At 60.4% G+C, this 20,453-nt stretch carries 17 protein-coding genes; 6 read left to right on the top strand and 11 right to left on the bottom strand.

Annotated elements, in window-relative coordinates; all coding sequences use genetic code 11:
• Positions 1–147: 147 nt before the first annotated feature.
• A complete protein-coding gene (locus tag JFU47_RS07650) occupies positions 148–1,167 on the top strand; it encodes an alpha/beta hydrolase (RefSeq protein ID WP_201182217.1) in 1,020 nt (339 codons plus the stop codon).
• A gap of 78 nt (positions 1,168–1,245) precedes the next feature.
• Positions 1,246–2,682, top strand: a complete 1,437-nt coding sequence (locus tag JFU47_RS07655; RefSeq protein ID WP_201182219.1) for a mechanosensitive ion channel family protein — start codon at positions 1,246–1,248, stop codon at positions 2,680–2,682.
• A 90-nt stretch (positions 2,683–2,772) separates the two neighbouring features.
• On the opposite strand, the gene ycaC is transcribed toward JFU47_RS07655, so the two are convergent.
• The 6 genes from ycaC to JFU47_RS07685 form a co-directional block, all read right to left on the bottom strand.
• Complete coding sequence (gene ycaC, locus JFU47_RS07660; protein WP_008032694.1) at positions 2,773–3,399, bottom strand: isochorismate family cysteine hydrolase YcaC; 627 nt, start codon at positions 3,397–3,399, stop codon at positions 2,773–2,775.
• A 69-nt stretch (positions 3,400–3,468) separates the two neighbouring features.
• Positions 3,469–5,307 (bottom strand): amidohydrolase, encoded by a 1,839-nt coding sequence (locus JFU47_RS07665; protein ID WP_140684210.1) that lies wholly within the window; start codon positions 5,305–5,307, stop codon positions 3,469–3,471.
• Positions 5,307–5,897: an antibiotic biosynthesis monooxygenase gene (locus tag JFU47_RS07670; protein ID WP_140684208.1), complete on the bottom strand. Its 591-nt coding sequence runs from the start codon at positions 5,895–5,897 to the stop codon at positions 5,307–5,309. Before JFU47_RS07670 ends, JFU47_RS07665 begins: the two co-directional genes overlap by 1 nt.
• The gene (locus JFU47_RS07675) at positions 5,890–6,306 is read right to left on the bottom strand and encodes a DoxX family protein (RefSeq protein WP_201182221.1); all 417 of its coding nucleotides are present in this window, start codon (positions 6,304–6,306) and stop codon (positions 5,890–5,892) included. The genes JFU47_RS07670 and JFU47_RS07675 overlap by 8 nt, the downstream gene beginning before the upstream one ends.
• 617 nt (positions 6,307–6,923) lie before the next feature.
• Positions 6,924–7,844: a LysR family transcriptional regulator gene (locus JFU47_RS07680; RefSeq protein ID WP_140684202.1), complete on the bottom strand. Its 921-nt coding sequence runs from the start codon at positions 7,842–7,844 to the stop codon at positions 6,924–6,926.
• 45 nt (positions 7,845–7,889) lie between these two features.
• A complete protein-coding gene (locus tag JFU47_RS07685) occupies positions 7,890–8,873 on the bottom strand; it encodes an MBL fold metallo-hydrolase (protein ID WP_201182223.1) in 984 nt (327 codons plus the stop codon).
• Between the two features lie 208 nt (positions 8,874–9,081).
• Here JFU47_RS07685 and JFU47_RS07690 point away from each other — a divergent pair, with 208 nt between their 5' ends.
• Complete coding sequence (locus JFU47_RS07690) at positions 9,082–9,522, top strand: helix-turn-helix domain-containing protein (protein ID WP_201182225.1); 441 nt, start codon at positions 9,082–9,084, stop codon at positions 9,520–9,522.
• A 208-nt stretch (positions 9,523–9,730) separates the two neighbouring features.
• On the opposite strand, the gene JFU47_RS07695 is transcribed toward JFU47_RS07690, so the two are convergent.
• Complete coding sequence (locus tag JFU47_RS07695) at positions 9,731–10,555, bottom strand: alpha/beta fold hydrolase (RefSeq protein ID WP_140684196.1); 825 nt, start codon at positions 10,553–10,555, stop codon at positions 9,731–9,733.
• A gap of 31 nt (positions 10,556–10,586) precedes the next feature.
• Positions 10,587–11,162, bottom strand: coding sequence for a flavodoxin family protein (locus tag JFU47_RS07700; protein WP_201182227.1), 576 nt, complete (start codon positions 11,160–11,162; stop codon positions 10,587–10,589).
• A 410-nt stretch (positions 11,163–11,572) separates the two neighbouring features.
• On the opposite strand from JFU47_RS07700, the gene JFU47_RS07705 reads away from it, so the two are divergent.
• A complete protein-coding gene (locus tag JFU47_RS07705; protein ID WP_201182229.1) occupies positions 11,573–14,377 on the top strand; it encodes an ATP-binding protein in 2,805 nt (934 codons plus the stop codon).
• Here the strand turns inward: JFU47_RS07705 and JFU47_RS07710 are convergent.
• Positions 14,342–15,826 (bottom strand): ATP-binding protein, encoded by a 1,485-nt coding sequence (locus tag JFU47_RS07710; RefSeq protein ID WP_201182231.1) that lies wholly within the window; start codon positions 15,824–15,826, stop codon positions 14,342–14,344. The genes JFU47_RS07705 and JFU47_RS07710 overlap by 36 nt on opposite strands.
• 183 nt (positions 15,827–16,009) lie before the next feature.
• A complete protein-coding gene (locus JFU47_RS07715) occupies positions 16,010–16,960 on the bottom strand; it encodes a GlxA family transcriptional regulator (RefSeq protein ID WP_201182233.1) in 951 nt (316 codons plus the stop codon).
• Between the two features lie 346 nt (positions 16,961–17,306).
• Here JFU47_RS07715 and JFU47_RS07720 point away from each other — a divergent pair, with 346 nt between their 5' ends.
• Entirely contained in the window at positions 17,307–18,029 is a 723-nt protein-coding gene (locus JFU47_RS07720; protein WP_201182235.1) for a pirin family protein, read from the top strand.
• Between the two features lie 175 nt (positions 18,030–18,204).
• On the opposite strand, the gene JFU47_RS07725 is transcribed toward JFU47_RS07720, so the two are convergent.
• Positions 18,205–19,080, bottom strand: coding sequence for a LysR family transcriptional regulator (locus JFU47_RS07725; protein WP_201182237.1), 876 nt, complete (start codon positions 19,078–19,080; stop codon positions 18,205–18,207).
• 124 nt (positions 19,081–19,204) lie between these two features.
• On the opposite strand from JFU47_RS07725, the gene JFU47_RS07730 reads away from it, so the two are divergent.
• Positions 19,205–20,404, top strand: coding sequence for a YbfB/YjiJ family MFS transporter (locus JFU47_RS07730; RefSeq protein WP_201182313.1), 1,200 nt, complete (start codon positions 19,205–19,207; stop codon positions 20,402–20,404).
• Positions 20,405–20,453: the final 49 nt, after the last annotated feature.

Raw genomic sequence — 20,453 nt, forward strand, 5'->3', positions numbered from 1 at the left:
GGTTGACAGTCAAACATTTTATAGCCGCTTTTTCCTTTTCAGACACCTTATTAATCTGTGTCCACGGTGTTGCTGAGGCCTGAACCACAGTGCTGGCAGCAACCTGAACCTTAGGTAATCAACGTCTAATTAAAAAGGATTTATCCCATGAACATCGTCAAAAAATCCCTGACCGCTTCCCTCCTCGCCCTCGCCGTCGGCAACGCCTTTGCCGCTGGCAGCCCGGGTGTCGAACACAACACGCAAGCCTTCCTCGACGCGCTCGCTGCCGGCGGTGGCAAGCCGCTTGAGCAACTGAGCCCTGCAGATGCCCGTGCGGTACTGACCGGCGCGCAAAATTCGGTGAAGGTTGATCTGTCGGGTGTGGACGTCAGCGACCGTGCGATCAAAGTCGATGGGCAAACCATCAACTTGAAAATCGTGCGGCCAGTTAAGGTCAAAGGTGAATTGCCGGTGTTTATGTTCTTCCACGGTGGTGGCTGGGTGTTGGGCGATTACCCGACTCACCAGCGTCTGATCCACGACCTGGTGGTCGGCTCCGGTGCTGTCGCGGTGTATGTCGATTACACGCCGTCGCCGGAAGCGCACTACCCGACCGCGATCAACCAGGCCTACGCCGCGACCCGTTGGGTGGCCGAGCATGGCAAGGACATCGGCGTCGATGGCAAACGCCTGGCCGTGGCCGGCAACAGCGTCGGCGGCAACATGGCGGCGGTCGTGGCCTTGATCGCCAAGGAACAGAAAACTCCGGCGCTGCGCTTCCAGCTGTTGATGTGGCCAGTGACCAACGCACAGTTCGACACCGGGTCGTACCAGCAATTTGCTGAAGGCCACTTCCTGACCAAGGGCATGATGAACTGGTTCTGGGACAGCTACACCACCGACAAAGCCGAACGTATGCAGATCCATGCCTCGCCGTTGCAAGCCAGCGCCGAACAGCTCAAAGGCTTGCCCGCGGCCCTGGTACAAACCGCCGAGTTCGACGTGTTGCGTGACGAAGGCGAAGCCTATGCCCGCCACCTCGACGCGGCCGGTGTCCCGGTCACGGCCGTGCGCTACAACGGCATGATTCACGACTTCGGCCTGCTCAATCCGCTGAGCCAGATTCCGCAAGTGAAAGCGGCGGTTCGCCAGGCGGCACTGGAACTCAAGACGCATCTGAATTGAGTTCCCTCGCCTCGCCACACAGCAATGTGGGCGAGGCGGCTACGCGAATCGAAAGCAATCTTTAGCCGGAGTGTCCCCATGTCCTTTTTCCTTGCCCATCTGCTGTCGTGGAGTGCCCTGCTGCTGTTGATCGACGCAGTGCTCTGGCACCTCGCGCCGTTCAAGCATCGCATCTCGCGGGTCGGTGTGCGCCTGACGCTGTTCATCATGTTCAGCGCACTCGTGATCAATGCCGGCGTGAGCCCGTTACAGGCGCCGCTGTTCGCCGAGGATCGCGTAGCGCAATCGGGCGCCACGGCACTGGGGATTCTCTGGTGGCTGTACGCCGCACGGGTGCTCACCGAAGTCATCGGTCTGGTACTGATGCGCCGCATCGGTCACAGCGGTCGGTTGCTGCAGGATGTCATCGGCGCACTGGTGTTTCTGATCGCCATCGTCGCGGCGGCCGGTTATGTACTGGAGCTGCCGGTGAAAGGTTTGCTGGCGACTTCCGGCGTCGTGGCAATCGTCGTTGGCCTGGCGTTGCAAAGTACCTTGAGCGACGTGTTTTCCGGGATCGTGCTCAACACCACCAAGCCGTATCAGGTGGATGACTGGATCATGATCGACGGCGTCGAGGGCAAAGTGCTCGACATCGACTGGCGCGCTACCCACCTGCTGACCAGTGCCGGCAGTACCGCGGTGGTGCCGAACTCGGTGGCGGCCAAGGCAAAAATCGTCAACCTCAGTCGGCCAAACAACATGCACGGCGTGTCAATCAGCATTCAGGTGCCTAACCACATTCGCCCGCGTCGGGTGCTGGATGCACTGGACCGCACGCTTCAGGGCAGCAGCAGTTTGCTGCTCAACCCGGCACCGAAAGCAGTGCTGAAAGCGTCTGGCGAAACCATGTCCGAATACGTAGCCAGCGGGTTTATCGCCGAGCTGGGTAAAAAAAGCGAAGTGCGCAATCAACTGTTCGACCTGGTGCATCGGCACCTCGAAGCGGCGGGTATTTCCCGGCAGCTCGATGGCGTGATTGAACCAACGACCCGCGCACGGGCGTTGCTGGATGAAGTAAAAATCTTCCGTTCCTTGAGCGAAGATGAGCGTGATCAAATCGCCCAGTCGATGGTCCCGCAGCAGTACGCGGCAGGTCAGGTGGTGCTGGAATTGGGCGACGTGCCGGACAGCTTGATGGTGATCGCCACCGGGGTGGTCAGCGCCACCGTACCCAATGGCACAGGGCAAACCGAAGCCGGGCGTATGGGGCCGAGTGAAGTCATGGGCGAGCAAAGCATTCTCACCGATACACCCTCGCAGGCGACCTTCACCACCTTGACCTCGTGCATCATTTACCGGATCGACAAATCCCTGACCCGTGATTGCATGGAGCAACGCGTCGAAGTGGGTCAGGCGTTGAACAAGCTGCAAGCGGTCAGGCAGCAGAACAGTCGGTTGGCGTTGATGACCACACCGGTGCCGATCAGGAAAAGCGGATTCCTGAGTTGGCTGCAGAAACGCCAACCGGTGTAACGGGGCACACGGTCCAGCTAGCAAAAAGCTCATTCACCAGCCAAAAAAATGCCCGCACATTCGCGGGCATTTTTCTGTGTGATTGCAAACTTACTTCGAAGTCAGCACCGAGTAGCTGTTCATCAAATTGCGGTAGTTCGGAATGCGCGGCGACAGCAGGTTCGCCAGGCCTTCCATATCGTTGCGCCAGTCGCCCTGCAGCTCGCAGGCCACCGAGAACCAGTTCACCAGTTGAGCACCGGCCGCCGCCATGCGCGCCCAGGCCGCTTGTTGCACGGTTTCGTTGAAGGTACCCGAAGCGTCGGTCACGACGAACACTTCAAACCCTTCAGCCAGCGCCGACAGCGTCGGGAACGTCACGCAAACGTCGGTGACGACACCGGCGATGATCAGTTGCTTGCGGCCAGTGGCTTTAACGGCCTTGACGAAATCTTCGTTGTCCCAGGCGTTGATCTGGCCTGGACGCGGGATGTACGGCGCGTCCGGGAACTGCTCTTTCAACTCGGGAACCATCGGGCCGTTCGGGCCGTTTTCGAAGCTGGTGGTCAGGATGGTCGGCAGTTTGAAGAACTTGGCCACATCGCCCAGGGCCAGTACGTTGTTCTTGAATTCGTTCGGCGAGAAATCCTGAACCAGCGAGATCAGGCCCGTCTGGTGGTCGACCAACAGGACAACGGCGTCATCTTTGTTCAGGCGTTTGTACGGAACGTTGCTCATGTGAAACTCCTCGGTGGATGGGTGTTACATGCGGCGCCGACGTGCAGGGCCGGCGCTTTTTTGTGATCGTCAGAACGCGAAGCACGAGCAGCCAAACGCGCCCCAGAAACCCGCGAAATCGCTGACCGGCGCATTCGACAAGCGCGCCTTTTCATGGCTATGGGAATGCACGCCGCACGGCCCGCTGCAATGGTGAACCTGCGCTTGCATCGGTGAAGTAGGACGCCAGTGCCCCGGCACTTTCACCACCGGCGACCAGTCCGGCAACACCGGTACGCTGGCCGGCCCAAGTTTTTCGAAGTCACCGGCGGCGTACACAACCTTGCCGCCGACCACGGTCAACACCGACTCGATCCACTTGATCGCTTCTTCGTCGACGCTGAAAAAATCCGCGCTCAAGGCCGCGACGTCAGCCAGTTGGCCGACCTTGATCATGCCTTTCTTGCCCTGCTCGGAAGAGAACCAGGCGCTACCGTGGGTGAACAGCTCCAGTGCGGTTTGACGAGACAAGCCCTCGGCATGCAGTTCCAGGCCACCGACTGTGCGGCCGCTGACCATCCAGTACAGCGAAGTCCAGGGGTTGTAGCTGGACACTCGCGTGGCATCGGTGCCAGCGCCAACCGGTACACCTTCGGCCAGCATGCGTTTGATCGGCGGGGTCGCTTCGGCGGCTTTGGCGCCGTAACGCTCGACGAAATATTCGCCTTGAAACGCCATGCGATCCTGAATCGCGATACCGCCACCCAGCGCCCTCACCCGCTCAATGTTCTGCGGTGTAATGGTTTCGGCGTGGTCGAAAAACCATGGCAAACCGTTGAACGGAATGTCGCGGTTAACCTTCTCGAACACGTCGAGCATGCGGCTGATGGATTCGTTGTACGTGGCGTGCAAACGGAACGGCCAGCGCTGCTCGACCAAGTGGCGCACCACCGGCTCCAGCTCGTCTTCCATGGTTTGCGGCAGGTCCGGACGCGGCTCGAGGAAGTCCTCGAAATCCGCCGCCGAGAACACCAGCATTTCCCCGGCGCCGTTGTGCCGCAGATAGTCGTCACCCTGATGCAGGGTCACGCTGCTGGTCCAGTTCTTGAAGTCGGTCAGTTCTTCTTTCGGCTTCTGGGTGAACAGGTTGTAGGCGATGCGAACGGTCAACTGCTGGTCCTTGGCCAACTGCTCGATCACCTGATAATCGTCCGGATAATTCTGGAAACCGCCGCCGGCATCGATGGCACTGGTCAGGCCGAGACGGTTGAGCTCGCGCATGAATTGGCGGGTCGAGTTGACCTGATATTCCAGCGGCAACTTCGGCCCCTTCGCCAGCGTCGAGTACAGAATCATCGCGTTGGGCCGTGCGACCAGCATGCCGGTCGGTTCACCGTTGGCATCGCGCACAATCTCGCCACCCGGCGGGTTCGGCGTGTTGCGGGTGTAACCGGCCACGCGCAACGCGGCACGGTTGAGCAAAGCGCGGTCGTACAAATGCAGGACAAATACCGGCGTATCCGGCGCGGCCTGATTGAGTTCTTCGAGGGTCGGCATGCGCTTTTCAGCGAACTGGAATTCGTTCCAGCCACCGACCACGCGCACCCATTGCGGCGTCGGCGTGCGGTCGGCCTGATCCTTGAGCATGCGCAGGGCATCGGCCAGCGACGGCACCCCTTCCCAGCGCAGTTCGAGGTTGTAGTTCAAACCGCCACGGATCAGGTGCAAGTGCGAGTCGTTGAGGCCGGGAATGACGCAGCGACCCTTGAGATCGATGACCTGCGTACCCGAACCGCGCAGGGCCATGGCTTCGGCGTCGGTGCCGACCGCGACGAAGCGACCATTGCTGATCGCTACGGCGCTGGCGCGTGGGTTTTCACGGTCAACCGTATGAAATTGACCATTGAACAAAATCAGATCGGCGTTCATCACGTTTCCTTGGGCTGAGTGGAAGAGGACAGCCAGGGGGCGAACAAGCGCGTCGCCATCGGCATGAACAGGTACACCACCGAAACGACGATGGTTAGCGTGATCAGGAACGTCGCGACCACGTAATTGGACAGGAAGGTATTGAGCTGCAGCAGCGGGCCCCAGATCAGCGGCACCAGCAAGGTGTGCGGCAAAATCACCAACAACGTCACCACGGCCTGCTTCCAGCGCGGCGGTGGCGGCGAAGCCGCGTCGGCTTGCGGCGCGAACCAGAATTCGTTGACCGGATTGACCTCGGTCTGGTCGCCGTCAGCGAGCATCGGTGTGGCTTCGTTGACCAGTTCCAGCCGTTGCGGTGAATCGAGCCAGCGCTGCATCGATTCGGTGGAGCAAAAGCGCAGCACGCAGGTGTACAGGTCAAGGCCGGCGCTCTTGCCGCGAATCACATCAACGCCCAAGTGCCCTTCCTGCTGCCCGGCAATGCTGACAATGTTGCGCAACCAGGCTTCATAGGGCGCTTCAAACCCCGCCTTGATCCTGTGCTTGATGACCAGGGTCACGACTTCCTCGAAACGATTGGATTCAGGCATAACGCAAAGCTCCAGGGAAACGGACATTGAGCGCCAGCCGTCCCGGCCCGGCGATAAGAAGGCTGGTGAACAGAATCAACAGCAGCCAACCGAACTGCCCTTCATCAAGACTCCATTGCGGATGCACCACCAGCAGCGCGATCAACAACACCGCCAAAATCGGCAGGCACGCCAGACGCACCAGCACCCCGGCGATGATCAGCAGCGGACACAACACCTCGGCAAAAATCGCCAGCATCAGCGTGACATTCGCGCCCAAGTGAAACGGGTCTTCGATGACTTGCAGTTGAGCGTTGTAGTTAAGCAGTTTCGGCAAACCATGCACCCACAGCAGAAACAAACCACCGCTGACCCGCAAAAAAAACAGCCCGACATCCTGGGCTCGTTCATCCCATCGCGAAGCATTCATGGGCTACCTGCACTAATGAAAAACCACCGGCAGCGATGTGCCGGAACGTCATTCGATAGTGCCGGTGTGGGGAAGGGAAAAATTGGATGTACGTGCTCTTTTTGTGGATGAGCCCAGCGGTACGATCCACCGCAGATCCCTTGTGGGAGCGAGCCTGCTCGCGAAGGCGATGTGTCATTGAGCATTGATATTGCCTGACCCACCGCTATCGCGAGCAGGCTCGCTCCCACAGGGAATCGGCGCACGTCTTTCGCCCCTCACCACTCAACAGGCCGAGCGTTAGCTCGCCTGCAGCACTTGATCTTGATCCACCCGCCCCGTCGGGAGGCTGAGTGGAGGTGTTCATCTGGGGGGCAGGCGCGTAGCGCCGTTCGACGAAGTCGAACACATCGAGAGGAGGTTGAAGCGAAGCCAACCGGAGGCGATGCCCCCAGATGAATGCCGGAGCGAGGGTACGCCGAGCCCAGGCGAGGGGCCGGACGCTGGGGCGAGACCTTTGCTTCCTTTGGGGCGTTTGCCAAAGGGAGTCGCCGTAAGGGCGAAACCATAAGCGGCCTTTACCGCAGGAATGGATATGTACACCTGAAAGAGATGGGTCGGCTACCAGGCCGCCACGGTCAAGCCGAAATCGGCAAAGGCTTCGACATGAACTCACTGATCCGCGACCGCAACCACCGTTCCGCCGGATCATTGTCATGCACCCCGCTCCAGGCCATCGAAAGCTGCGCCGCTTCAATCGGAAACGGCGGGTCTTCGGCCCGCAACGCACAACCCTCGACCAACGCACACGCGGCATAATCCGGCACGGTGGCGATCATCTCGGTCCCGGCCAGCAATGCCCGCAACCCACTGAACTGCGGAACGCCCAACACCACCCGCCGACTTCGTCCGATCTTCGCGAGATCAAGATCAATATTGCCGCTCAAATCCCCCGAAAACGACACCATCGCATGCGGTCGTTCACAGTATTCATCCAGCGACAGCGTCCCCGGTCGTTTGTCACCCCGCAGCACCTTGCACGGAATATCCCGCAACGTCTTGCGCTTGGCATTGGCCGGCAGATCCGTGGTGTAACTCACCCCCACCGAAATCTCTCCGGACGCCAGCAACGCCGGTATCAGCAGATAATTCGCCCGCCGCACGACCACAATGATTCCTGGTGCCTCTTCCCGGAGCTGGCTCAACAAGGGCGGAAACAAGCCAAACTCGGCGTCGTCCGACAGCCCAATGCGAAACACATCGCAGCTTGTAGCGGGATCGAATTCTTTAGCTCGGCTCACCGCCCCGGAAATCACATCCATCGCCGGCTGCAGTTCCTTGAGAATTGCCAGTGCCCGCCCTGTCGGCTCCATCCCGCGGCCGTTGCGCAACAGCAGCGGATCGTCGAACAGATCCCGCAACCGTCCCAGCGCCGCACTCACCGCCGGCTGCCCCATGAAGAGTTTTTCAGCAACACGGGTGAGGTTCTTTTCGAACATCAACGCTTCGAAAATCACTAACAGATTCATGTCGACGCGGCGCAGATCGTTACGGTTCACAGGCAGATTCCCTTGTGTGTTCAGCCAGGCACTTGGCGGTGGACGTTACTCGATCAGCGGTACGTTGGCCGCACGTTTGTAGGGACCGTACTCCACCGGTACCCATTGGAAATGCTTGCCCTCTGCGGCGATATGGCCGATGCCCGGAAACGGCAAATGCGCCGCTGTTACCCAGATTTTGCTCGCCGCTGCATCACTGAAAACCCTGGCGCGGCTCTTGATCGCTTGCTGACTGTTGACGTCAAAGCCGATCGACACTTCAGGGTGCTCGAACTGCACCGCGAGGTTATGCACCAGGTCGCCCATGAACAGAATGCTCTGACCCTTCGAGGTAAAGCGGTACGTGGTGCTGCCCGGCGTGTGGCCAGTCTCGAGAACCGCCTCCACACCCGGTACAGGCGACTGACCGGCATCGAACGTCTTGAAGCGACCCGCCGCGACGTAGGGCGCGGTCGAGTCCTGGGCGATTTTGAAATACGGCTTGGCACCCTCCGGCGCCTTGGCGAGGGCCTGAGGATCAAGCCAGTAATCGGCTTCTGCCTTTGCCGCGTAAACAGTGGCGTTGGCGAAAATCGGTTTCTGCTGTCCGTCGACCAGTCCGCAGACATGGTCCAGATGCAGGTGGGTCAACAAAATCGTATCGACCTGCGCAGGCTCATAACCGGCGGCTTTCATATTGTCTGACAGCATCCCGGCTGTAGCACCAATGCACTGGCCGGCACCGGTATCGACGAGGATCAATTGCTTGCCAGTATTGATCAGAAAGGCGTTGAACGCGGTTTGTACGCCCGGCGTTTCAATCGAACGGCGAGCCAGCAGCGCGCGGATCTGACTTTGGGTCAGGCCTTTGAGCAGTTTGGGCGACAGATCGTTGTAGCCATCGAACAACGCCGTCACCTCGTAATCGCCCACCGCCAACCGGTAATAACCCGGCACTTGTGTGCCGACTTGCGCCGGTGCCTGCGCCGAGGAAATGCCGGACGCCAGCGCGGCCGCGAGCCCCAGCGCGCAAACCAGAGAATGTTTCATGCCACCACCTTGGTCGAGTCAGAAGAGCGGCCACGTATACCGCCGCCAGATGACGTCGATTTTGCACGGCTCGCACCCGCAGAAATTGCAGCCATGTGCTGAGTTAGCGCTGTTGGTTACCCCCGCACACCGACGGAATTAACAACGTTTAACTCGCCTGCCAGAGCCCTGCGGCCAAAAATGAAGCTCACCGACAAGGACATCTGTCATGGCCCATTCTCAGCAAAACGTTGCCCGCGAGGCGACCACTGAAACGCGAAAGAAAAACACCGGCGGCCTGACTCCGTGGCGCGAAAGCCTGGTCAAGCAACTGATCCTCGAGCGCCTTGGTGAAACCGTTGAAGTGAGCGAACTGGCCCGCGCCTGCGCCCTTTCGCGCAGTCATTTCTCCCGCGCGTTCAAGTGCAGCACCGGGCTCTCACCTCAGGACTGGATTCGCAACCAGCGCATCGCCCGCGCCAAGCAATTGATCCAGAGCACTGACCTGACGCTGACGCAAATCAGTCTCGAATGCGGCTTCTGCGATCAGGCACATTTCTGCCACATCTTCACTCGCAATGAAGGCATCACTCCATTTGCGTGGCGTTGCCGCACCGTACGGTCCCAGGCCCACCGCCCCGCCTGCACCGCTCAACTTCACGCGCCGTAAACCCGCTAACACATTTCTTGTAGCAGCTGTCGAGCCCCGGCGAGGCTGCGTTCGGCTGCGAAGCAGTCGTGAATTCAGCCCCCGGTGTTTCAGGCAGGCCGCGCTCTCGCATTTTGCGACTGCTTCGCAGCCGAACGCAGCCTCGCCGGGGCTCGACAGCTGCTACAAAGCTTCCATGGCATAGGATCGAGGGGCTAGGGATTAACGCTTAGTCCTTCAAAAACGCCAGCAGATCAGCGTTGAGCTGATCCTTGTGGGTATCCGTCAAGCCATGGGGGGCGCCGGGGTAGATCTTCAACGTAGATCCTTTCACCAGTTTTGCCGACGCAATGCCCGCCGCTTCGATCGGCACCACCTGGTCAGCATCGCCATGCACCACCAGCGTCGGAATGTCGAACTTCTTCAGGTCTTCGGTGAAGTCGGTTTCGGAGAACGCCTTGATGCAGTCATAAGCGTTCTTGTGGCCGGAGGTCATGCCTTGCATCCAGAACCAGTCGATCATGCCCTGGGATGGCTTGGCGTCCGGTTTGTTGAAGCCGAAGAACGGACCGCTGGCGAGGTCGATGTAGAGCTGCGAACGGTCGGCCAGGGACGCCTCACGAATGCCATCGAACACTTCGATCGGCAGGCCTCCAGGGTTGGTTTCAGTCTTGAGCATCAGCGGCGGCACCGAAGAAATCAGCCCGGCCTTGGCCACGCGGTCGGTGCCGTGGCGACCAATGTAGCGCGCCACTTCGCCGCCGCCGGTGGAGAAGCCGAACAGCACGGCGTCTTTGAGGTCCAGCAACTCGATCAACTGCGCCAGATCATCGGCGTAGGTGTCCATGTCGTTGCCGGTCCACGGCTGGCTGGAGCGGCCATGACCGCGGCGATCATGGGCGATCACCCGGTAGCCTTTGGCAGCCAGGAAGATCATCTGCGATTCCCAGCTGTCGGCGTTCAATGGCCAGCCGTGGCTGAAGACGATGGGCTGACCGCTGCCCCAGTCCTTGTAATAAATCTCGGTGCCGTCTCGGGTCGTGAACGTACTCATGCGTTGTCTCCTTAGCGAGTGTTGGGGTGAATCAAACCGGTGAGTGGCTCATGCGTTCAGCCAGCCGCGCCACTCGCTCGCCCAGATGGGCGGCAGTGCAGCGGTCTTCGGGGGGCGGTGCGCGTTCGGGGGACTGTTCGACATTCGACTGCGCCATGGCGCCGAGCGAGCTACCCAGGCGATTCATTTGCCCATCGAACACGCCTTTGCTCGAACGCGCCGGTAGCAGGCCGAGGCCAACCCAGATCATTGAATGCTGCGCGGCGAACACTGCCATCTGCAGCAAAGTGTTGAGTTTGTCGCCGCACAGGCAACCGGAATTGGTGAAGCCGGCCGCCAGTTTGTCGCGCCAGGGTTGGGCCAGGTAGAACGCCGCCGTGGCGTCCATGAACCCCTTGAAGGGTGCCGAGGCGCTGCCCATGTAGGTCGGCGCGCCGAAGATGATCGCGTCGGCGTTGTGCAAATGGTCCCAGTGCCGGTCCACGTCCTCGACCGAAATCAGCCGGCAGGTACTGCCCAGGTGGCTTTCCACACCTTGGGCCACGGCGTCGGCCATGACACGGGTGTGCCCGTAGCCACTGTGATAGACCACCACCACGTTGCTCATTCCGGCGTCCTCATGACATGTTTAATCCCTTTGTTCCACGGCAGCCCCCTGTGGGAGCGAGCCTGCTCGCGAAAGCGTTGTATCAGTCACCAACGATGTTGAATGTGCCGCCGCCTTCGCGAGCAGGCTCGCTCCCACAGACCGGTGGCCGTTGAAGATGCAGAGTTTTGAGCGTAGACCGGACGCAGGACGAGTTAAACGTTGTTAATTTTCCCTGGCGCGCCAAAAGCCTCAGCGACACCTTTAAGACCGTCGCGCCCAATAATTACCGACCCCATGAACAAGGACGGGGAACCAGCCATCCAGGCGGACACCGCAGAGTCATCCGGCCAGCGCATTGCGTTGCCGTAAAAACCTGACGAATATGTTCGAAAACCGCGTACCAGACGGCGGCAAGCAGGAGTGACACGTTGACCCTTCCCCCCGAACAAGCCGTCCATTTCGGCCCCTACCGGATCTATCCCGGACAACGTCTGGTCATGGAGGCCGACCAGCCCCTGCGCCTGGGTCGGCGTGCCATGGACATTCTGTTGATCCTTTTGGAACACGCCGGGCAGGTGGTCAGCAAACAAACGCTGATCGCCGGGGTGTGGCCCAAAAGCGTGGTGGAAGACATCAACCTGCGGGTACACATGGCAGCGTTGCGCAAGGCCCTCGGCGACGGCCAGGCCGGCCAGCGTTACATCGTCACTGTGGCACAGCGCGGGTACAGCTTTGTGGCACCGTATTCGCTGGAGCACATCGAGCATCCTCCAGGGAGCGAAGCGCCCGCGCCGAGCGGCCACAACCTGCCCGTTCGTCGAACCCGCATGATCGGGCGCCAGTCCTTCGTCGATAGCCTGGTGGTCCAGCTTTCACGCCAGCGTTTCATCACCCTGGTCGGCCCCGGCGGGATCGGCAAAACCACCGTGGCCCTGCGTGTCGCCGAACAACTGATCGGGCGCTACCGGGATGGCATTCGTCTGCTGGACCTGGCGCCGATCAACGATCCGTCGATGATCACCGTTCACCTGGCGACATTGCTCGAACTGTCCTTGCACGACGCCGAGCCGATGAGCGGCCTCGCCGCGTTTTTGCGCGACCGGCAGATGCTGCTGGTGATCGACAACTGCGAACACCTGGTCGACGCGATTGCATTGCTGAGCGAGAACATCCTGCGCGCCGCGCCAGAGGTGCACATTCTGGCCACTAGCCGTGAGAGCCTGCGGGCCGAAGGTGAATGTGTCCAGCGCCTGGAGTCGCTGGACTGCCCTCCCCCCATCGCCGTACCAGACCGCGCTCAGGCCCTGACCTTTTCCGCCCTGCAGTTGTTCGTCGAGCGAGCGATGGCCAGCCACGACAGCTTCGAATTGACCGATGACGAGCTGCCGCTGGCGATTGAAATCTGCCGACGTCTGGACGGTATTCCATTGGCGATCGAATTGGCGGCCGCGCAAGTCAGCGGCCTCGGATTAAGCGGATTGCTGACCCAACTCCAAGGCAGTTTTCGCCTGCTCACCCAGGGTTGTCAGACCACGCTGGGCCGACACCAAACCCTGCGCGCCACACTGGACTGGAGCTTCGAGCTGCTCAATGCCTGCGAACAAACCTGCCTGCGCCGACTAAGTGTGTTCAGAGGCGGATTCACCCTGGAATCGGCGGCGGCGGTGATCGTCGGCGAACACATCGAACCGCAAGCAGTGTTTGGCTCGATCACGCAACTGGTGGCCAAATCGTTGCTGAACGTGGAGGTGGGTGACGAAGAGGTGTTCTACCGGTTGCTCGACACCACACGCAGCTATGCCCTGGAGAAACTCGACCACGCCGCCGACCTGCCCGATACCCGGGAACGTCACGCCGAACGCTGTCTGGCTTTGATGAATCAGGCCCAGCACGACTGGGAGCTGATCCCTACGCGTACGTGGATCGAGCGTTATGCCCGCGGTCTGGAAGACATTCGTTCGGCCCTCGACTGGTGCTTTAACGCGCAAGGACCGCACGCATTGGCGATCCGCCTGACGGCAGCTTCCACGCCGCTGTGGCAGGAACTGTCGCTGCTCAAGGAGCACGGCCAGTACGTGCGCAAGGCGCTGTCACTGCTCGATGCAACGTCCGATCCCTGCCCGCAGCTGAAGATAGCCCTCCATCTCGCCCTCGGCAGTTCTTGCTATCACACTCAGGTCGGCACGGCGGAAACCATCGAGGCTTTTGTCAGCGCCAGAACTCTGGCCAAGCAATGCAACGATTTGGCCGGTCAGTTGCGGGCGGTGTCCGGGCACATGGCGGTCAACCTCTGTAGCGCCAATTATCAAATGGCCCTGGAACAGAGCCGGCAATTCGATCGGTTGGGGCTGCACGGCGATGCAGTGTTGTCCCTCAGCATGCATCGCTTGCGGGTGCTGGCGTTGCACTTTGCCGGGGACCAGCAGCAGGCGCGGATCAATGCCGAACAGGTGCTTCAGCGCATGGCCCAGAGCGGTCACCTCAACCGCTTCACCTACGGTTTTGGCGTGCACTACGATCAGAGCGTCGCCTCCCTGACGATTCTGGCGCGCATCCTCTGGTTGCAAGGGCAACCGGAACAAGCCTGGCGCACCGCCCGACAAGCGCTGGACATTGCGACCCAGATCAACCACGGCACGTCCATCTGCTACACCCTGGCGCTGGCCGGTTGCCTGATCGCTCACTACAACGGCGATACCCCAACGGCTCGTGAACTCTTGCGCCTGCTGCTGGAACAAGCACAGAAACACTCGGTGCTGCTGTTCTACACCTGGGCCCGGCACTATGCGCAGGTAATCGACCGCGCCGAGGCGCGTACGCCTCTTCAACCAGGTGTGGGGCTGATCAAGGACATCATGGTCACGCTGGATGGCAGTTTCGTCGATGACGCCCTGTTGCAACGGGCCGACACCGGTACGGCCGGCTGGAGCACCGCGGAAGTTCTGCGGGCCCGGGCTGATGCGCTGCTGGCCGAGAATTGCCCACTGAAAACCGAAGCGGCCGAGGCCGTGCTGATCAGGGCGTTGAACGTGGCAAAACATCAGGGCGCCCTGGCTTGGGAACTGCGCAGCGCCACCTCGCTGGCGCAACTTTGGCAGCGGCAGGGCCTGTATCAGCAAGCTCATGAGCTGCTGGCACCGATCTACCATCGGTTCACCGAGGGATTTTCTACACCGGACCTGAGCAAAGTCCGTCGATTACTCGACGAGCTCCATGGGCAACTGCATGCCTGAGACCCAGCGCGCCCGGCTGATGTAATGCGAATAGCGCTGCTCAAACGCCCGCAGGTGGCCGCTGTGTTCGAGCTTCTCAAGGGCATAGGAGCGCGTGGTGTTGAGAAAGCGATAACGGGTCGTGCCGTTGACCTGATCCATCGAGAGCAACGATTTGGCGACCAATCGCGTCACCAGTGTCGCCAGTTGATCGGGCTTCAGCGCCACGCAACTGCACACGCCAATCGCGGCATCGAGGGTGAAGGACATTTTGAACACCGACAGGCGCTGCAACACGGTTTGTTCCAGCAGGCCCAGCCGTTCATAGCTCCAGTCCAGCGCAGCTTTGAGCGTCTGATGTCGGGGCACCGCCGTGCGCCGGCCTTGGGTCAGCAGCTGAAGACAGTTATCCAGCTGAGCTTGCAAACCGACCAACGCCAGCGCGTGGATCTGCGCCGCTGCCAGTTCAATGGCCAATGGCAAACCATCGAGCCGCCGGCAGATTTCACGGACCGCCTTGAGGTCTTGTTCGCGCAAGGTAAACCCTTGTTGACGGGCTCGGGCACGACTGACGAACAGCTGCACCGCCGAATACCCCATGGTTTCGGCGACACTGTGCAACGCCGACGCCGGCGGCACCGCCAGAGACGGCACACGCTGAACCGTTTCCCCTGCTGCCTGCAAAGGCTCGCGGCTGGTCACCAGAATGGACAGCCGAGGCGCCGACATCAGCAAATCCTCGACCAGGGTTCGACACCGTTCCTGCAGGTGTTCGCAGTTGTCCAGCACCAGCAACGCGTGCCAGTTTACAAGCACCTCCAGCGTCGTGCCGATCTCCCGTTCAAGGGTCTGGATCAGATGATCGACCCCTCGCGTGGGGTCATCGATCGCTGCGAAATCAACCAGCCACACACCCTCTTCATAGTGCTGCAACAGCAGTTCGGCGACACGCAACGCCATCGTGGTCTTGCCGATGCCGCCGGGGCCGACCAGCGTCATGAGACGCCGGACCGGCAACTGCCGGACCAGACTGCCGACCAGCGAATCCCGACCGGTCACCGGCGTGAGTCGTGCGGGCAGGTTGTGCTGATGTTTTTGCACGGTCTCGATCAAGCCCCGCGTGCCTGCGGACGCATGCTGCACAGGGGCGATAAAACTGTAACCGCGCTGGGGAATGTTGACGATGTAGCGCTGGCCGTTCTGCCCGTCGCCAAGCGCCCGACGCAGGGCTGCAATGTGCACGCGCAGGTTGATTTCCTCGACCACGGACGTCGGCCAGACGTGAGCAATCAGTTCATCCTTGCTGACCACGTTGCCGGCGCGCTCGACCAGCACCTGGAGGATATCCAGTGCCCGACCGCCCATGCGCAGCGGTCGATCACCCTCAAGGATCAGCCGTTGCCGCAGGTGGAATGCATAGGGGCCGAATCGCAGCACCGCATCGCTGCTTAAATCTCTGAGGCTGTTCATGCACATTCACGTGCTGAAACCTGGCCGGGCTCACAGTGCAGCAACATCCCTTGCACCCACCTTCCAGGCTCCCGCACCTCCATTGCAAAGCGTTCAGGATATCTTGGCAGGCATCAGTGACAGAACAACTGCCACGGTGGGAGCGTCACAGCCATCACGGTGCGCATAACGGACAAGAAGGCTCTAGCTGAACTGTTCGCGGTATTGGGTCGGCGTCAAACCAAGCTTTTCACTGAACAGAAAACGCATGTGCCGTACGCTGCCGAAGCCACTTTTGAACGCCACTGTCTTGAGTGGCAAGTCGCTGGTTTCCAGCAGGTTCCTGGCGCTGTCGATACGCGCACTTTGCAGAAATTCCATGGGCGTCATGTTCACTTCCCGAGCAAACATCCGGGCAAAGTGCCGCGCACTCATGTTCGCGAGGCTGGCCATGCGTTCGATGCTGAAAGCTTCATCGAGATGTTCGAGCACGTAGTTCTGCACGCGAGTGATCGGCGTTTCCTGCGGTGCGACAGCGGCCATCAACGGGCTGAATTGCGCCTGCCCACCCTGCCGCTTCGTTACCACCAGCAATACCTTGGCGACGTCCTGGGCGACTTTCTTGCCATGGTCTTCGGCGACCACCGACAGTGCCAGGTCGATGCCGGCAGTGACGCCGCCGGAGGTGATGAGGTTGCGGTCCTGCACGTAAATCTGATCGGTCTCGACGGTCGCCTTCGGGAAGCCTTTGATCAGTCGTTCGGTGTAATGCCAGTGGGTGGTCACGCGATAACCGTCCAGCAAACCGGCATGCCCCAGCACGAACGCGCCGGTGCAGATCGAGCCGTATCGCTCGGTGCGACCGATCGCGGCTTTGAGCCAACACAACAACGGTGGATGTTTTTCGTTGTAGGCACCCGGACCGCCCGGCACCAGCAACAGGTCAAACGCCTGATCCGCCTGATCGATGTGCAAATCGGCCTGGACGCTGACGCCGTTGGAGGCACGCAGTGCGCCATGTTCGGTGCCGATGGTCGACAGTTCGTAACGATCATCCGGTGCCAGATATCGATTGGCGATGGAAAACACTTCCATCGGGCCTGCCATGTCCAGCAGGAGAAAGTCCGGGAACAACACCATAGCCACGGTTTTCATGGGTTCAAATCACTGAAGTCAAAAGAAAATCCATCTGCCAAACACCAACCCTCTGTGGGAGCGAGCCTGCTCGCGAAAGCGGTGTATCGGTCACCAACAGTGTTGGATGTGACGCCGCCTTCGCGAGCAGGCTCGCTCCCACAGGTCTCGTGCCCGGCATCAGAGGAATGCTGTGCATTATGGCCAAATGTGGCATCGGCGTCGGAGAAGAATACGTGATCGCCTGCCGATTATTGTCAACCTCAACGGGACAGTATTTCAATTTACACCTACTTATTGCACCAGCCAGTAACCATTAACCTTCTCCTCACTCGGACGAATCAACGTCCCCACAGGAGATTTCATCATGCTGACCCTTCGCAAAGCTTCGGATCGCGGCGCGGCCAATCACGGTTGGTTGAAGTCGTTCCATACCTTTTCCTTCGCCAACTATCGCAACCCGAAAGAGCAGGGTTTTTCCGACCTGCTGGTGATCAACGATGACCGGGTTGCCGCCGGTAAAGGCTTCGGCCAGCACCCGCACCGCGACATGGAGATTTTCTCTTATGTGCTCGAAGGTGCTCTGGAACACAAAGACACCCTGGGCACCGGCTCGGTGATCCGCCCTGGCGACGTGCAGTTGATGAGCGCCGGCAGCGGCGTGGCGCATAGCGAATTCAACCACTCGACCACCCGGCCGGTGCACTTCCTGCAAATCTGGATCGTGCCGCAAGTTAGCGGCGCCACACCGCGTTATCAGCAAGAGCACTTCAGCACGCAAAAGAAACGCGGCCGTCTGCAACTGATCATCTCCCCCAATGGGGCGAAGGGTTCGCTGAAGGTGCGTCAGGATGCACGGGTGTATGCCGCGTTGATCGACGGCAAGGAAAGCGCAACGCTGGAATTGGCCGCGAACCGCTATGCCTATGTGCATGTAGCCCGTGGCAGCGTCGAGCTCAACGGCGTGTCGTTGCAGGAAGGCGATGGCGTGCGGGTTCGCGATGAACAGGTGCTGACGTTGAGCAATGGCGTGGATGCTGAAGTATTGGTGTTCGATTTGCGCCCGCAAGAACTGCCTGAAATGCCATAACGGTCACCCGCGATCCCTGTAGCAGCTGGCGAAGCCTGCGTTCGGTTCGGGCCGCGTTCGGACGAAGCAGTCGTGAAATCAGACGCTGCGGTCTTTATGACACACCGCGTGCGCTGGGTTTACGACTGCTGCGCAGCCGAACGCAGGCTTCGCCAGCTGCTACAGGTGTTGCGTTTTATTCGCCGGTGCCAGAAAACACCGCGACAATTTCATCAATCACTACACGGACTCTGGCGGTATGCCGCAGGTCTGCGTGGGTCACCAGCCACACGTCATACGGCACCGGTCGCGTGCGCTCCGGCCACAACCTGACCAGCCCGTCCCTCTCCCCCATGTACACCGGAATTTCCCCGATCCCGATCCCCGCGGCAATGGATCGACGCACCAGCAGACTGGAACTCAGGCTCGAGACAATGCGCCCGCGAGTCAGCGGTTCCGACACCAGGGTCATGTCCTTTTGGCTTTGCAGATACGGCTGATACACCACCAGATCATGCCCCTCAAACGCCGAGCCAGGTGTCGGCACGCCGTTCGCGTCCACGTACGCCTGGGACGCAAAAAGCCCCACCGGCCAGCGAGCGACTCGTCGCGCGATCAGGTCCGGGTTATCCGGCCGGGTATTGCGCACGGCGATGTCGGCTTCACGTTTGGCCAGGCTGAGAAACTGCGTCGAGGCGTCCAGTTGCACGCGCACGTCGGGGTGCTGCTGATGCAGGCGCGCAATGGCCGGGATCAGGAAGTCGATGGCCATGGAATCGGTGGTGCCGACCCGAACGAGCCCGGTCAACCGGTCGTCCAGCCCCTGGATCTGCCGCTCAAGCTCCAGTGCCGAGCGCTCCATTTTTTCCACGGCCGCCAGCGCCGCCTCGCCGACCGCGGTCAGTGCGTAGCCTTCGGAGGTGCGCAGGAACAACGTGGAACTCAATGACTTTTCCAGCGCAGTAATACGCCGACCCACCGTGGCCTGATCAACCCCGAGCACCCGCGCTGCACCGCGCAGTGTCGACTCTCGGCAAACCGCGAGAAATACCCGTGCGTCATCCCAATTCATGCGGTCCCCCTACTGATGCATATTCGCATCACAGTAACGCAAAATCGCTGCGTTATTGCATCAAACAATCACGGTAGGCTGAAGGCCAGCGAACACCTCTCAGGATCCTGCTCATGCACAGCTCATCGCCCCCTCGCGTAGCGCCCTCTGGCTGCCGATCTTCGCCGGCCTCAGCGCCAGCCTGGTCAGCATTGGCCTGGCGCGATTTGCGTACACGCCGTTGATTCCATCGTTGATCCAGGCGCACTGGTTTTCCGCCAGCGACGTGGTTTATCTCGGTGCCGCCAACCTCGTCGGCTATTTGATTGGCGCCCTGATTGGCCGCCCTGTTGCGCAGCGCACCTCCAACAAAACCGCGCTGCGGCTGATGATGTTTGCCGTGACCTTGTCGTTCTTTGCCTGTGGCTTTCCCTTGTCAGTGAGCTGGTTTTTCGGCTGGCGCCTGCTGTCGGGCATTGCCGGTGGCGCGATCATGGTGCTGGTGGCCGCGACTGTGTTGCCCCACGTGCCGGTGTCGCGCAGAGGGTTGGCCAGCGGCGCGATTTTTCTGGGTATTGGCCTGGGCATTGCCGGTTCGGGGACGATTGTTCCGCCGTTGTTGAGCCTTGGCTTGCAACAGACCTGGTTCGGCCTTGGTCTTCTTTCGCTGATGCTGACCGCTGCGAGCTGGTTCGGCTGGCCATCAGACTCGCACCACGCGACCGCCACGACGCCGGACAACACTTCGTCGACACCGACCGACTCGCGCGTGTACTTGTTGTTCGCCCAATACGCATTCATGGCCGCCGGACTCGTGCCAGCGATGGTGTTCCTGGTGGATTACGTGGCCCGCGGGCTCGGTGCCGGCTCGCACATCGGTGCACTGATCTGGGTGATGTATGGCGTTGGCGCGATTATCGGGCCGGTGAGTTATGGCTTTCTGGCCGATCAGTTCGGCGCGAAGGTCAGTATTCGTACGGTACTGGTGGTGCAGGCGATTGCCGTTGGTCTGTTGTCGGTCTCGAGCTCTTTTACGGTGCTGGCCTTGCTGGCAGTGATTCTCGGCTCGTTCCCGCCGGGCATCGCCCCGTTGGCGCTGGCACGGGTTCACGAACTGATCCCGCAGCATCACCAGCAGCAAGTGGCCTGGAGTCGCGCGACGGTTTCGTTCGCGACGTTTCAAGCCATCGCAGGCTTTGCCTATTCCGCGCTGTTCAACGCCAGCGGCGGTCATCACGCCTTGTTGTTTGTCATTGCGGCTGGTGCGATTGTGGTTGCACTGCTGCTGGAACAGGGCATGCGTTTGCTCAACCGTCGTGATGATTTGTTGCCTGCCTTGAACTGAATCACCGCCGCCTGGATGCGGTCCCACTTTTATGACTTCTCTACCCCAG

The sequence above is a fragment of the Pseudomonas sp. TH39(2020) genome, from assembly GCF_016650715.1.
Taxonomy (GTDB): Bacteria; Pseudomonadota; Gammaproteobacteria; order Pseudomonadales; family Pseudomonadaceae; genus Aquipseudomonas; species Aquipseudomonas mandelii_C.

Excerpts from the sequence above, each read along its gene's own strand:
- ycaC (WP_008032694.1), bottom strand. The coding sequence starts at position 3,399 with ATGAGCAACGTTCCGTACAAACGCCTGAACAAAGATGACGCCGTTGTC.
- JFU47_RS07670 (WP_140684208.1), bottom strand. The coding sequence starts at position 5,897 with ATGCCTGAATCCAATCGTTTCGAGGAAGTCGTGACCCTGGTCATCAAG.
- JFU47_RS07690 (WP_201182225.1), top strand. The coding sequence starts at position 9,082 with ATGGCCCATTCTCAGCAAAACGTTGCCCGCGAGGCGACCACTGAAACG.
- JFU47_RS07685 (WP_201182223.1), bottom strand. The coding sequence starts at position 8,873 with ATGAAACATTCTCTGGTTTGCGCGCTGGGGCTCGCGGCCGCGCTGGCG.
- JFU47_RS07650 (WP_201182217.1), top strand. The coding sequence starts at position 148 with ATGAACATCGTCAAAAAATCCCTGACCGCTTCCCTCCTCGCCCTCGCC.
- JFU47_RS07720 (WP_201182235.1), top strand. The coding sequence starts at position 17,307 with ATGCTGACCCTTCGCAAAGCTTCGGATCGCGGCGCGGCCAATCACGGT.
- JFU47_RS07695 (WP_140684196.1), bottom strand. The coding sequence starts at position 10,555 with ATGAGTACGTTCACGACCCGAGACGGCACCGAGATTTATTACAAGGAC.
- JFU47_RS07725 (WP_201182237.1), bottom strand. The coding sequence starts at position 19,080 with ATGAATTGGGATGACGCACGGGTATTTCTCGCGGTTTGCCGAGAGTCG.
- JFU47_RS07700 (WP_201182227.1), bottom strand. The coding sequence starts at position 11,162 with ATGAGCAACGTGGTGGTGGTCTATCACAGTGGCTACGGGCACACCCGT.
- JFU47_RS07710 (WP_201182231.1), bottom strand. The coding sequence starts at position 15,826 with ATGAACAGCCTCAGAGATTTAAGCAGCGATGCGGTGCTGCGATTCGGC.
- JFU47_RS07655 (WP_201182219.1), top strand. The coding sequence starts at position 1,246 with ATGTCCTTTTTCCTTGCCCATCTGCTGTCGTGGAGTGCCCTGCTGCTG.
- JFU47_RS07665 (WP_140684210.1), bottom strand. The coding sequence starts at position 5,307 with ATGAACGCCGATCTGATTTTGTTCAATGGTCAATTTCATACGGTTGAC.
- JFU47_RS07715 (WP_201182233.1), bottom strand. The coding sequence starts at position 16,960 with ATGAAAACCGTGGCTATGGTGTTGTTCCCGGACTTTCTCCTGCTGGAC.
- JFU47_RS07675 (WP_201182221.1), bottom strand. The coding sequence starts at position 6,306 with ATGAATGCTTCGCGATGGGATGAACGAGCCCAGGATGTCGGGCTGTTT.